The organism is Vampirovibrionales bacterium (assembly GCA_016712355.1).
Lineage (GTDB): Bacteria > Cyanobacteriota > Vampirovibrionia > Vampirovibrionales > Vampirovibrionaceae > JADJRF01.
Genome location: JADJRF010000005.1, coordinates 966,985 through 980,945 on the forward strand (window position 1 = coordinate 966,985; position 13,961 = coordinate 980,945).

9 protein-coding genes are annotated in these 13,961 nt (G+C 61.7%); 5 read left to right on the top strand and 4 right to left on the bottom strand.

What is annotated here, in order from left to right:
• Positions 1 to 77: 77 nt before the first annotated feature.
• The gene (locus tag IPK79_05790) at positions 78 to 1,985 is read left to right on the top strand and encodes a PAS domain-containing protein (GenBank protein MBK8189945.1); all 1,908 of its coding nucleotides are present in this window, start codon (positions 78 to 80) and stop codon (positions 1,983 to 1,985) included.
• A 143-nt stretch (positions 1,986 to 2,128) separates the two neighbouring features.
• Positions 2,129 to 2,311 carry a hypothetical protein gene (locus tag IPK79_05795; GenBank protein ID MBK8189946.1) on the top strand — a complete coding sequence of 61 codons (183 nt, stop codon included), beginning with the start codon at positions 2,129 to 2,131 and terminating at the stop codon, positions 2,309 to 2,311.
• 20 nt (positions 2,312 to 2,331) lie between these two features.
• Here IPK79_05795 and IPK79_05800 read toward each other — a convergent pair whose 3' ends face one another.
• On the bottom strand, positions 2,332 to 5,289 hold the full coding sequence (locus IPK79_05800) for a HEAT repeat domain-containing protein (GenBank protein MBK8189947.1): 2,958 nt from the start codon (positions 5,287 to 5,289) through the stop codon (positions 2,332 to 2,334).
• Between the two features lie 384 nt (positions 5,290 to 5,673).
• On the opposite strand from IPK79_05800, the gene IPK79_05805 reads away from it, so the two are divergent.
• A complete protein-coding gene (locus tag IPK79_05805) occupies positions 5,674 to 6,420 on the top strand; it encodes a hypothetical protein (GenBank protein ID MBK8189948.1) in 747 nt (248 codons plus the stop codon).
• On the opposite strand, the gene IPK79_05810 is transcribed toward IPK79_05805, so the two are convergent.
• Positions 6,417 to 6,962 (bottom strand): hypothetical protein, encoded by a 546-nt coding sequence (locus IPK79_05810; GenBank protein ID MBK8189949.1) that lies wholly within the window; start codon positions 6,960 to 6,962, stop codon positions 6,417 to 6,419. The genes IPK79_05805 and IPK79_05810 overlap by 4 nt on opposite strands.
• Positions 6,941 to 11,209 carry an ATP-dependent helicase gene (locus tag IPK79_05815; protein ID MBK8189950.1) on the bottom strand — a complete coding sequence of 1,423 codons (4,269 nt, stop codon included), beginning with the start codon at positions 11,207 to 11,209 and terminating at the stop codon, positions 6,941 to 6,943. The genes IPK79_05810 and IPK79_05815 overlap by 22 nt, the downstream gene beginning before the upstream one ends.
• A 153-nt stretch (positions 11,210 to 11,362) precedes the next feature.
• Here IPK79_05815 and IPK79_05820 point away from each other — a divergent pair, with 153 nt between their 5' ends.
• A complete protein-coding gene (locus IPK79_05820) occupies positions 11,363 to 11,590 on the top strand; it encodes a hypothetical protein (protein ID MBK8189951.1) in 228 nt (75 codons plus the stop codon).
• The gene (locus tag IPK79_05825) at positions 11,571 to 12,620 is read left to right on the top strand and encodes a hypothetical protein (protein ID MBK8189952.1); all 1,050 of its coding nucleotides are present in this window, start codon (positions 11,571 to 11,573) and stop codon (positions 12,618 to 12,620) included. Before IPK79_05820 ends, IPK79_05825 begins: the two co-directional genes overlap by 20 nt.
• Before the next feature lie 30 nt (positions 12,621 to 12,650).
• Here the strand turns inward: IPK79_05825 and IPK79_05830 are convergent, their stop codons facing one another.
• Entirely contained in the window at positions 12,651 to 13,808 is a 1,158-nt protein-coding gene (locus tag IPK79_05830) for a KamA family radical SAM protein (protein ID MBK8189953.1), read from the bottom strand.
• Positions 13,809 to 13,961: the final 153 nt, after the last annotated feature.

Consider the following 13,961-nt stretch of genomic DNA (forward strand, 5'->3'; position numbering starts at 1 on the left):
CTCACGCATTCCTACGCCAAGCGGGCGGATTCCTGTACAATAAGAGGCGTAAACAGGATGGAGCCTCTCCCGCCTTGATGGCCGCCCCCCCCGTCGCTGATGACGCCCCCGCTTCCCGCGCGCTTGCGCCGGGCTGGCTGTCGCGATTTTCTTCTGAAAACAAGATTCTGCTGGCCATCGTCGGAGCCATTTCGGTGTTCTTTCTGGCGCTGGCCACGGTTCTCTACGCCCGCTATCAGACCTCGCTCAACGAGAACTACGACAAATTCGGCACGCTGCTCGCTTCAGTCGTCGCCGCCGAAGGCTCAGACCGCGTGCAATCTTCTCTGAGCCGCGAACTGCGCATTCGCAGCTTTGTCGACTACATTCTGCAAAGCAGCAACGATCTCGCCTCGGTCGAATTCCAGGACGCCAACGGCGCGGTCGTCTACGAGAATCACAAGCCGCTGCCTGCGGCCGATCTCAAGAGCGCGCGGGTGTATATGGCCAAAATCGAAGACATCACGGCCAACGGCGGCGGTCGCTATCTGGGCTCCGTTCATATCAAGCTTACAGGCGAATCCATTCACGAAATTTCCAGCTATACGCGCAATATTCTGCTGGTGGTGTTTGGCTGCGCCTGGCTGTTGACGCTGCTGGCGGTCTCGGCCAATACGTATATTCTGCATCAGCATCTCAATCGTCTGGTGCAAGGCGTCAAACGCCTGTCGACCGGCGATTTTGGCTATAAAATCTCAGAAAACGACCTGTGGGGCGAGCTGCGCACGCTGGCCGAATCGTTTAACGACATGTCGATTCGCCTGCGCGCTTACGAAGACCAGAATCTCGACGTCATTACGTTTGAGCGCAACAAGCTGCAAGCCGTGCTGATGAGTATCGCCGACGGCATTATCGTCTGTAACAACGACGATGAGGTGATTATCCTCAACAATTCGGCCTGTCGCCATCTGTCGATTGATTCGGCCTCCATGTTAATTGGCCGCGACATCCGCGAATACGTCTCGGTCAAGGGCGAGCGCAGCCTCTCGCCGCTGGTCGATGAGTTTATGGATCTCCTGCGCGCCCAGCATGGCCGCCTGAGCCAGCCGCTGGCCAAACAGCTCACCCTGCCCGCCATCACCCTTAACGTCATGATTTCCCCCATTCAGGACGCCGACGGCGCAGAACTGGGCTTTGTCATCATCACCCACGACATCACCCGCGAAGCTGAAGTCGATCGCATGAAGACCAACTTCATCTCCAACGTCAGCCACGAGCTGCGCACGCCGGTGACGACCATCAAGAGCTACATTGATACCATCTACACCCACGGCAAGGATCTCGATGCCGAGACCTATCAGGAATTTCTCGAAACCATCCACCTGGAAACCGACCGCCTCAAGAAAATGGTCAACGACATCCTGGACTTCTCGCGGCTGGAAGAATCCGGCGACCGTCTCGAGATGGAGCTTCAGGACATTACCCCGATCATTAATCTCACGGTGCAGTCGTTCAAGGTGCTGGCCCAGCAAAAAGAACTCAGCGTCACCACCGCGCTGGAATCCAACCTGCCGCGCGTGCTGATTAACAGCGACACGATTGAGCGGGTCATGCGCAACCTGCTGAGCAACGCCGTCAAATATACGGAGACCGGCGGTCGCATCCGCGTGCGGGCCGAAGTCACCGAAAAAGGCGACTGCATCGAGGTGTCCGTCAAGGACAGCGGCATTGGCATCGCGCCTGAGCATATTCCGCAGATCTTCGACCGCTTTTACCGGGTCGAAAACGAAGTCCATACCGTCAAAGGCACAGGGTTGGGCCTGCATTTGGTGAAATCCGCGATCGAGACGTATCACGGCGGCGAAGTGTTTGTAGAAAGCGAAGTCGGCGTCGGCAGCACCTTTGGGTTTCGGCTGTCGTTGCTGCCGCGCGAAGAAGATGCGCCGATCGCCGCGTCCGGCTCTTCACGCGCCGAACGCGCCCGAAAAAGCCGCGCCAGCGTATAACCATCAGCTCACCAGAGCGTGGACGCTCATCTAAAAATATTAGATTCTAAAAACAGTTATAATCCGTCCGCAGGATGCCGCCCGTCTCGCGCCGCGCTACGATAGCAAACAGGTGTGAGAGTGTAGACAATCCCGTGAGGGACATGATGATGACGTTTCGAGAGTTAGCGGCGACGCATGACGACTTTGAGCTGTTTCCTGCCCTGCGCAGCGAGTCTGGACGCGGGTTATGGGGCGTACTGGTACGCGACAACAGCCCGGTGATGAAGCTCTGGTTTGTGGCCATGGCCATTCAAATCGTGTGCCTGGCGGTGCTGTTCAGCTAAGCCCGGTCTTAAGGCTTTTTCTAGGAAATATCTTCTTCAATGGGCGGCAAATCCGCATCGGGGTCCGGCGGCGGCTCGGCTTCGGCCACCACCAGCGGCAAGGCGGAATGAAACTGTCGCTCAAACTGGCGCATCTCTTCCACGCGATCGCTGATGCGGCGAATCGCCACATCAATCGCCAGTCGAATAATCTCGTTACGCGTGCGCGCCCGCAGCCCATGCAGCGTTTGCAGGCTCTGAGGCGTTGCGCCCGCCTGTCCCAGCGCGCGAACGCAGGCCCAGAGCAGGCCCGGCGAATCCGTCTCCAGCGCGTCCCCGCCCGGCGAGCCGTCTTGCGGACGCAGCAGTTGCAGCAGGCACGATTCGCTCGTCCAGCCGCGCCGTCCGCCCAGCGCGCGCACAATGGTGATTTTAACGTCTTCGTCCGGGTCGTCGGTCAGCGCCTGCATCAGCGCTTCGCGAGCGGCGTCGGAGTTCATGGCGCTGAGGGCGTCGGCCACCGCGGCGCGCAGGGCGCTTTCCGGCTCCTCGCGAAGCATCGCCACCAGGCGATGAATAATATCGTCTCCCTCAAAGCGCTGAAGCCCGCGAACTGCCAGACGGCGCACGTCGGCCAGACGATCGTCGCAGGCGTCGAGAAACGTCGCGCGCACCAGCGGCGCATCGCTTTCAATCTCGCTCAACGCCGTGATGGCGGTCACTCTCACCGCATCGCAGCCATCGGCCAGGCCCTTGATAAACACCGCCGTCAGGTCGCGATTCCATTGATAGCGCGACAGCGCGAGATAGACCTGACTGCGCACGGCGTCGCTTTCATCGTCAATGGCGGCAATCAGCGCCGAGACGATGGCCTCATGCGTCGCGGCGTCCCACGGTTTGCGCGCCATGGCCGCCAAATTGCGCACGGCGTACTCGCGGACAATGGCGTCCGCATCGCTGACCGCTTCGAGAATCGCCCCCAGCGCGGGCTTCGATTCCAGAACAGCCAGATTATTGAGCGCAGACAAGCGCGTCATTGGTTTTTCGTCGTGAATAAACGCCAGAAACGAGGTTTCGAGAAACCCGGCCATCTCAAAATCGTTCATTGCCGCGCAGAGTTGCAGCACTTCGCGCGTTTTTTCGCGGTCCAGCTCGCCGGACTGAATCGACAGGGGAATAATCTTACGCAGGTACGCGATTTTCTCGTGTGTAGAAACATCGACCGGCACTTCGCGGGTTTTCTCTTCCAGAAAGGCGAGCGCCTGTCGACTCTGCACGCGATAGCGCGGCGGGCCTTCCGCGTTGCCCGGCGGGCATTCTGCCAGAAAATCATGTAAATACAAATGGCGCAAAGCCTCTGCGGCCAGCAATTCGCTGACGCCTTGAGAGGCGCTAAGTTCGACGATGGCGGCAGGCGCTTCAAAGGGGTCTTCGCCAAATTGCCGCAGCAAGCCAGCAATCACGCGGTACAGAGCGTCTTCCTGATTCAGAAACGCCAATTCAAGCCGAGTCAGACTGGCCTGCCAGACGTCTTCGCGTCGCTCGACGCCCAAGCGGCGAAAAAACGCCATATCCACCCGATCGACGCCATTGGCCAAGGCGCGCTCCAGTATCACATGACGCAATTTCAGCAACCAGAGCGGATTCCCTTGCGTCAGCCGGAAGGCTGCCGACAGCACGGCGTCTTCTAGCTCGACGCCCTGCTCGCGAAACGGCGCCAGAAAGAGCGCGCGGCGCGGGCGTTCCTGAATATCGGCCAATAGGAGCTTATTACGAAACAGGCTATACAGCGGACCGCCCAGCGACTCGCTTTGCCCTTCGCTACGGCAGGCCAGCGCGAGCATCAGATGACAATTGGGAGCATCGAGCGTCTCGCGCAGCAGACTCGCCAGAAAATCCTTCAAGTCGTCGCGCCGCCGCTCGGGCAACGACAATACCCGCTCCCAGCTATCCAGCGCGATAATCAGGGCGCTGTCCAGCGATTCGATGGCTTTGTTCACAAACAGCAGCGCGTTCATCAGATGGCGCGTCAGCGTTTCAATCCCCAGCGCGTCGCGACCCGCCAGCGCATCATCTTCCGCCTCATACGCAACCCCGGCGGGCGCAGGTGAAGGACTCGCCGCGACGGGTAAGGCGAAATGAAGCGCTGTGGCGTCATCGCTCAGGCTCTCAGGCGCGGCGGCCAGCAGATGTATCGCGTCGTCATGGCGCCCGCCCGGCGTCGAACGCGCAGGCGTATGAAGCTGATCCAGATGATGGTCCATCGCCGTATCGCCGCTCCCGGCGTCTGATGCGCGCCGCGCCCGCTCGATGGCTTTCTGGGCAGCCTCAATGGACTCGCCTGAGCGCAGACGGCGCGCCATTTCCACTGCCTCTCGCAGCGTCGGCGTCAGCGGCTGGGTGAGATTCACCGCCACCAGCAGCCACGGGTTGACGATGATATGCACGAGCTGCTCGATGACGTCGGCCAGCGCCGCGCCGCGCAGCTTTTTAGACGGCAGGGCGACTGCGCTGCGGATGGCCTTGACCAGGCTTTCTTGCGAGAGCGCCTGTTTGCCGCCGATGGATTCCTGTAGCTTCACCAGCGCCACCGCGCGGGCCAGATCCGGGCGCTCCCAGCGCAGGCCCAGCGGGGCGAGAATCTCGTTAACGGCCTCCAGCGCTTCATCGAAAATCGCGCCCGCCTCCGTTTGCAGCGCATCGATGAAGGCAATATAAAGCTGCTCGACCGATTCCGGCTGACACGCGCGTAAATCCACCAGACGGCAGAAATACCGCTCGCGGATGGCGTCGCAAAAGGCGTCCAGCAGGGCGGTCTTGCCAATGCCAGCATCGCCGCAGGTCAGTACTGACTTGGGCTGACCCGTCTTGGCCAGACCCGCCAGTCGAATCAGCTGGCGCAGATCTTTATCGCGATCCGCCAGCGCGGGCCGTTCATAGCGGCGTACCGTGGGCGGCGACGACCGTTCTACGGGCAATTGGGAAGACGCGTTCACCATAACTCCAGCGGCAAAGGGGGCAAGCGCGCCGCTGCCATTCGCGCGCACGCCGTCACGCCGAAGGGGCCGCCCGTCTCCAGCGCTCTCTTGACATGATTATATAATAAATCCCCCTTATCAGACGCCGCCCGCGCCGACCCACGCCGTGACGCCGCAATCCCCCGCTCTTCGCCTTGCTCTTCTGTCCGCCCCCCCTGAAACTGCCCTGAAGCCGGGGGCCGGGCCTTATAAATCTTAAGATTTAAACACTAGACAAATATAGATATATGCAGTATTGTATTAGTATTGCTATGCGTTTGATGTCTGGCTCGCTTTCCGGGGTTCTGGTTTTAAAATTCTGGACGGGTTGATGCCTGGCGTTTTGACTTCTGGAGGTATTTCGTCGTGTCTGTCACGCTGATGCGTTCGCGACCTGCCCTGTTTTTCATGACCCTCATGAAAGACGGCCAGCGGATGCGTGATCTGACCCGCGCCGTTTTTCACGCCCCACAACAAGCCGTCTTCGCCTGGGCCCGCGGCCTTTGCCCCGCGCGTCGAAACTACATTCCCGTCTCCAGACGCCGTCCGCTCAACTGCGCCGGTTCACGGCGCGCTGCCGATCTCGCGCCCGTAACAACAGCAAGCGTCGAAGCCGACTGCAGGCAGGCGGCTTCAGCAGCGGTTCTGAAACCCGCCGCGCGCCGTCCGGCCTCGCGCGCGATCCCGCGGCAGACGTTAGCCCCCGCTGCGGTTTGCAGTCGGCAAACGCCGCGCGCGGCGCTCTCTCCCATCCAGGTTTTACAACGCTGGCTCACGCGCAAGACCTTCTGGCGGCGTCATCACGCCATGACAGGGCGCGATCGGCGCATTACCCCGCTGGATGACGTCTGTGGGGCGGCGTTTACGAACACGAGCGCGATGCAGCGACGGCGTCGCCTCGAACGGATGCTGCGCCCACGCAATGAGCGAAAAAGGGACCCATGGCGCGCAACCCAAGCCAACCGGCGTTCTGACGGCGGGCGTTTCTGGCGCTTCGCCCTTACGCCTGCGTCTTCACAATCCGTCGATGCCCCAAGCGCCGCTGCCCGCTATCTCCATGACAGAAGCCCGCCCCAAAAGCTGTCCCGCGCGGCATTCTTAAAAAGAGGCTAGCGCTTCAAATCCCCCGGATCCGACCCAATCGGCGGCGGATTATCCTTACGGCGGACGTATCGCGGCAGGTCTTTGCCGCAAACCCGGCGCAAGGCGTCTTCGCCCAAGGTGTCCAGCTTGACGCGGCGCGCGTTTTCTTCGCGAAAATAGCGGCGCGCCACCGCTTGCCCCTGATACAACTGCGTGGCGCGAATCAGGTCCATGCGCCCCGAATGACAGTCGAGGACTATTTCTGCGACCTCGCCATCCACCGGCAGGCCGTCGACCTCTTGCGCCTGCGCAAACAGAATCTTTCGGTAAAACGACGCCATTTGCGGCGCGTGCGGCAGACGCAGGATCGCGTCTTCCGCAATAAAATGCTGCGCGCCGTCACGACCGCTCGCCAACGGCGTCCACGTCGCGGATTCCCACGGCTCGGAGGCTCCCGCGACCATAACAAAAGCGGAAATCGCAAAAAGGGCTATGGTCAGTGCGCGAACGGGCAGCCGGACGCTTAAAACGCTTGCGCAGTAGGCGCGTATCAGGACGATAAACCGGCGCATGGGGCGCTCTCCTGCTCAGGACCGGTCTGAATTATATCAGAGTCCGGTTCGCAAATCAGGCGGCTGAGCGTCTCGAAGGCCAACGAAGGCTCGGCGGTTTCGCGTCTGCCGAAACGGTTTCGCGTCAGCCGCGCGCCGCTCAGCAACAGCCCGCGCCGTGCGCGCGTCAGCCCAACGTAAATCAGGCGCGCGCGTTCTTCCTGTTTCTGCCGTAAGAGGCGCTGCGCCGCGTCAGGGGCCAGCGCCTCGCCCAGTCGCGCGGCCTCCAGCGCCAGAATCGTCTTGTCTGTCTCGTCCACCCGGAACTTATCCGCGCGCAAGCCGGGCATGCAGGCCAAATCAAACTCTTGGCCCTTGGCCTTGTGCAGCGTCATCACACGGACAAAGCCGTCTGCGGCCTCGGCGTTGAGCAGATCCGAAAACGACCGGCGCTGGCGCGGCGAGCGTTCCAATGCTTCAAACCCCTGAATCACCCATTCTAAGGGTGACAGCGATTCTGTCATGCTTTCATCCAGCTCGTCGGCGCGCCGCTGCAGGAACGATTCGGCCTGAAGCGCGCACAGGTAGCCGTTACTGCGATCCGCTGGCGATGTAAACAGCCTGTCGCTCAAGCGTGTCAACAGGCGGGTGATGCGCCGACCCAGGCTGTCGCGGCTGAAATCGCGCAAATCATAGGCCCACTGCGCCAGAAACGCATCGTGCAGCCCTGCCAGCGTGGCGGGCGATTGCGCCATGAGCGCGCGCTCACTCAAGAAGGCCCGCTGTTCGGCTGAAAACGCCGTCAGTCGTGCGGACACCATGGCGTCGTAGCAGGCAAGCTGCGCCTGACAATCCCCAGGAGACGCCAATAGCCGTAAATAGGCCAGTAAGACAGAAAACGCGGCATTCATATTCAGCCGGTCCGTCAGGGCAATGGCTTCAATGCCCGCTCGTTGCAATCGATCGCTCCACGCCAGCGCCTGATCATTGGTCAGGGTCAGCACGGCGACGCTGGCCTGTGGGTGCGCCCGACGGAAGGCCTGAATTTCGGCGGTCAGCCAGTCGCCTTCTTCGAGGTCGCTTTCCAGCCAGACGGCCTTTGGCGTGAGCAGCAGCGAGGGATTCGTCGGGCCCTCTTGGGACGACACGCCGCGCATGGTCATCGGCGAGAAGGCGTCGGGCAGATCGCCGCGCGCGCGCATTGCTGCCAGCCAGCCGTTGGCCAGCCGCATAATCTCGGGCGCGCATCGTCCGCTGCGATCCAGCGTCACGACGTGATCGGCTTGCGCGGCGAAGTCTCGAAACGCCTGCGGGTCTGCGGCGCTGAATGTCGTGGTGATCGACTGGTTGGGGTCGCCGGTGCGGATCAGATTGGGCTTTTCGCCGCCAAGCAGCGTTAAGAGACGCTGCAGCAGCGCAGAGGAGTCTTGCGCCTCGTCTTCCAGCACGTAGGCGAACTGCGCTTGATAGTATTCCCGCGCATCTGCGTGCTGCTCCAGGAGCTCAACGGCTTTCAGGATGATATCGGTAAAGTCCACGCGGCCAGTGGCCTTCAAGTGTTCCTCATATAGCCTGTAGGCCTCTTGAAACATCTTGAGCCGCGACGCAAATGGCGGCGTGACGCGGGCATGCGCCAAGGCGTCGGGCGACAGCCGCCAGGTCTTGGCGTGTGAAATCCCCCGGCGCATCATCCCCATCCAGGCGGGAATTGACACGTCTTCTGGGCAAAGACGCGCGGCGAACGTGGATAAAATGAGATCCTGAGCGCTTTCGTCCACAATCCCGCCGCTCTCTTCAGATTCTGTCGGGAAGAATCCCACGCGCGCGGCATGATCGCGCTCGCTGAGCATGCGCAGCGCCAGACTGTGAATCGTGCAGACTGTTGGTAACGGCGCGTGACCGCCCAGAAGGCTTTTCAGGCGCGTCTGAAGCGTGCGCGCAGCGCTGTCCATATACGTTAGCGCCAGAATCTGCTGCGGGGCGACGCCGGAGGCGATCAGCTCCAGTATCAGGGCCGTATTGACGTAGGTCTTCCCCGCGCCCGGCGCGGCGCTGATGGCCAGCGTCCCGTGGCGGTAATCGAGAATCGGTCGCTGGTCCGGGCGAAGTCGGGGGCGCGAAATAGTCGAAAGGTCAAGGGTTTCAGGCGATTCTGTCTTGAGAAGGGCTTCGAGTACGCCGGTTTGCGGTTCTCCTGCGTCATCGAGCTCGCTGGCGTAGGCCCGGGTCCGCTCGCCCGCCAGCGCCATCAGCGTCCGGGTGAGGCAGGCGGCGCGCAGGGCGTCGCGTGAGGCCTCGCGTTCAGGCCCATCGTCTGATGCGTCGGTATGAAGAGCGTCAGGCGCGTAGACGGCAGCGTCGTAGAGTGGCGCGCGGTCGGTTCGCGTCCAGTGACGGCTGCCCACGTCCAGCCATGCCTGAATTGCGCGCCGAGCGCCTGCATCGATGATCTTCTGAGGCGTTCCCGCCAGAATAGCCTCGGGATCCGGGCGAACCGGCGCATCCGGCGTATCGGCCACCACGCCGGATTTCACCTGCGCCAGCCAGCGCCGCTCAAACGCGTGCGCGTCGGGGGATTCTGCTGGTCCTCGCAAGGCGTTGAGTCCTTGCCAAAGGGCTTTTTGGCGAACGTAGCTCTCCATCACCCGCTGAATCTGCGACAAGTCCTCGCCGCCAGAAGAAAATTCGGCAATGACCTCGCTAAAGCCCTTGTATAACTGGGTTTCAAACGGCAATTCCCGTGCCTGCCCGCTCCAGGACAGAAATGCCGCAAGCCGTTGCTGATTGGCCTCGCTCAGCGCAAGCGCGGCGTCTTGAGTCGCATCCTGAGTAACGTCCACTGCCAGACCCGCCCATTGCGCGGCAATGGCCTGAAGACTCGCCGGGTCGCTGCCTCCCAGCCGCAAGCCATGAACCAGCAGGGCCCGGATTTCCACCGGCGACAGCGGCGCCTGCCACCGTGGCGCGTTAAGCCAGTGCAGCAACGTGACGTATGCGCGACAGGCGGGCTGATCGTAAGGCCGTTCAGTCCCGGACAGCCATTGCAACGGAATCCCGCGTTGTTGCAGGCGCGCTTGCAAGGCCTGGCGCGTCAGAATATCGTCGTGAGGCGTGATAATGGCGATCTCACCCGGCGCGCGTCCCTGATCCAGCCACGAAACGATATCGCTCGCCAATTGGTCCAGCATCTCCAGACGCGTCACGCTGCGCGGCGCCGCGCTGAAACTCCCTGATTCCAGCGGGATGGCTGCTTCTGGCGCTTGTCGCCAGTTGTTGGCCAGAATCCCGGCATTGCGATACGGCCTGTCGTCGCGTGTCAGCGCCAGTAGCTGAGCGTCTGGACGCAGTGCTTTGAGCGCTTGCCAGCCTTGCGGGTAGGCGTTGAGATAGCCTTGGCGCGAGCCGCCTTGCGGATCACAGGTCATCGTCAGCGTGTGCAGCGACGGCGCCAGCCAGTGAATAAATGCCTGTTGGGCGGCCGTGGTTTCATCGACGTCTTCCACCAGCAAATGCCGGATATCACGGCGGATTGACGCGGCAAAAGGCGTAAGCGCGCCCATGGACGCTTCCTCTGAGTGGGATAACAGGCCGAAAAACGCCTCCGTCTGCTTGTTGGCGTCCAGCGCGCGCAGTTGATAGCAGAGGCGATCAAAGGCTGCGTCCAGTTGGGCGGTGTCGCGCGCGCAGGGCTCTTGCCGTTGAACGGCGCGCTGACGCATCTCTGCGCGACTCAGACGGTTTTCAGCCCGAAGGCGCAGGCGGCGGGCGAGCTGCTTGAGCAAGGCGCGATCCGACCCCTCGAAGGCCGCGAAAAACCCCGGGTCGCGCGCGCGACCGTCTGCGATGAGCAGGCGGAGCAACAGTTCAGAGTCTTCCATCCCGCCGAGAGACGGGCGAATATGCGGCGCTGACGGGGGCGCGCCGGGCGGATCGCTTGCCATCAGTCGCGCTTCGACGGCGGGCCAGGCGTTAAACAGGGCGTTTCTAACAAAGCCCGCGAACGTGTGCAGGGGCAACTGTCCCATGGGCAACGCGCATTGCGACAGGAGGCGATCCGCGAGATCGTGCTGACGCATCGGATTACTCGCCAGAATGAGCGTCTTCTCGCCCTCTCCCGCCTCGATGAGCGAAACGGCGCGGGCGATCAGGCGCGAGGTCCTGCCGCTGGCGATAGGACCTTCAATGAGAAGCGTGTCGCCAAAAATCGCCTCATCCGGCGGCGCATCCTCTTGCGATGCCTCGCGGGCCGCAGGTTCAGGCGGCGTCATGGGATAAGGGCTATCGACGCGGAGGACATGGCCTCTATTGTATCAGGCGCGCTACCACGCCGCGCGCCCCATGCGGCGCTTTTTTGACCGCACGCGCGCGGTGTGGTATCCTCTGCGCAAAACGCTATTGGTCAGAGGGAGAACTCAGGCGTGTTGCCAGTCGTGTCCGAAGAAACCTGCGCCCTGTTGCTGCAAACCATGCAAGAGGATGAAGAGGCTTGGAAGAAATCCATGGTGCATCGCCTCAAGGAGGAGAACCCGGAAATCAATACGCTCTTGCTGACGCTGGCGCAAAAATCCAAGGACCCCAAAAGCGTGATTATGGCGGGTTACCTGATTTACAGCGTGATTGAGCTTTCTCATGACGTGGAAGAGCGCTAGCGCCCTCGTCAAAACTGCGCTTCTGCTGGCCATTGCCCTGACAGTCGCCCTGACCATGGGCTCTCATGGCGCGCAAGCGCTGAATCCTTCCGCCGTGACGCCGCGCACCAGCGCCGCTTCCCCTACCCCGCCGGAAGAAGTCTACCTGCGGCAAGTCGTGGGGACCATTGGGTCTGGCAAAGACGTCTCGCTTCAAGGCACGACCGTCACCGGCCCGGTGATGACCGGACGCAGCATTCGCGGCGCGCATTGCGTGACGGCGGATCTCATCGCCGCCCAGCGCGTAGAACTCGATGATTGCCAGAGCGGCAACGTCATTGCGGGCCAATTCGCCGTGTTGCGTAACAGCCGCATCAACGGTTACGTACAGGCCGTCAAGTATCTGGATATCCTCAATTCCCATATTGCAGGCGATGCCTTGGCGAGCGGCGCCGCGACCATTCAAGACGCTTCCATCGATGGCATCCTCACGGTTTACGCCAACAGCCTGACGCTGACGCGCGTGACGGTTGGCGGCATTCGCATGGGCAAAAGCCCCCTCTCGCAAAGCCCGCTGACTGTCAGCGGCGCGACCGTCACTCGGCTGGACAACGGCCGGACGTTGCTGCGTTTGGGCAGCGAGGGCGCTTCCGCGAGCGTTTCAGGATTTCAGGCGCAAAGCGGGTCGCAGACCACCACGTTGACGACCCCGGAAGGCTTTCGTTTTCAGAATGGCCGTTGCGCCGCCTCGCCTTGCGGCGGATTTCCCAGCTATGACGCCTATCTCGCCATGCGTCCGGCTGCGCCCTTGGTCGAAGGGCCCGGCTGGGAATCGTCCCGACAGACGGCGGAGCCGACTGGCACATCTTCAAGCGCCGCCCTGTCGGTCGAATATCTGGCCCTGGAGGCGGGCTCTGTGGTGAAAGGCGACGTCATTTTTGCCAGCGGCGCGGGCCGCGTCCTCGTCAAACCGGGCGCGCGCATTGAGGGCAGCGTCGTGGGCGGACGCTTGCAAGCGGCGACAGCCGCAGGCGCAGGAAAATCGCGCTAGCCCCGCTCACGGGAACCATGAAAAATGGCGCTAGGCGTTGGGCCCGTCGAAATAGACGTACTCGTCGCCGCGGTAATTGCGCAGGGTGATTTTGCCCGGTTCGCGCGCCACGACGTAATCCGGCGACACCGGAATCTTGCCGCCGCCGCCGGGTGCGTCAATTACGTAGGTGGGCGCCCCATAACCGGTCATGTGGCCGCGTAAATGCTCCATAATCTCAAGCCCGGCGTCAATGGACGTGCGGAAATGAGACGTCCCTTGTACAGGATCGCACTGATACAGGTAATAAGGGCGAACCCGCAACGTCAGAAGCTGCCGCATCAGGGTCTTCATCACAGCTGGGTCGTCGTTGACGCCTTTCAACAGAACCGTCTGGCTAAAGGTCGGGATGCCCGCGTCGGCAATGCGCTCGCAGGCCGAGCGTACCGCAGGCGTAATCTCCGCCGGGTGCAGAAAATGGATGCTCATATAGAAGGGGTGAAATTGCTTGAGCATCGCAAGCAAGTCATCGGTGATGCGCTGCGGCAGCACCACGGGCACTTTCGACCCGATGCGGATGATATCCAGGTGCGGAATGGCCCGCAGCCGCGTCAAAATGGCCTCAAGCTTATGATCCGCCATCACCAGCGGGTCGCCGCCGGAAATCAGCACGTCGTGGATTTCAGGATGCTGCGCCAGATAGTTGTAGACGCCTTCAAAGTCCACCTGATGCCGACCGCTCCCTACCAGACGGCTGCGCGTGCAGTAGCGACAATATACAGAGCAGGTCTCATTTACCAGAAACAGCACCCGGTCAGGATAGCGATGCACCAGACCCGGCACGGGCGAGTGGGCGTCTTCGCCGCACGGGTCGATGCGCTCGCTCTGCGTCGTGGTGAACTCCGCCAGACGCGGAATAATCGTCTTGCGCAAGGGGTCAGCGGGATTGGTGGGATCAATGAGGTCCAGATAGTATGGCGTGACGGCAAAGGGCAGATTCTTGCCGCCGGAAGAGAAGGCCCGCTCTTCTTCGCCGCTCACGCAGACATAGCGCTTGAGCGTGTCCAGCGTGGTGATGCGGTTTCGGAACTGCCACTTCCAGTCGTGCCATTGTGGCGAGCGCTTTTCAGCTTCGAACGTTTCAAGCGGGGGGCAGGGCGTAACGCTGAGTGCGTCGTGTGGATGTAAAACCGGCGGGTGGGAGGACATAGGGGACCCTCATTCGATAACCTGTGACAACCTCGAATCAAGCGCAAGGGACGGGCGCACGCCGTATTGTATCCCATCCCGATCGCGCTGACGACACGGCGGGCGCTTGGACGGCCTTGTGAGGTTTTCTCAGACTCCGGCTACCGGAAAAGC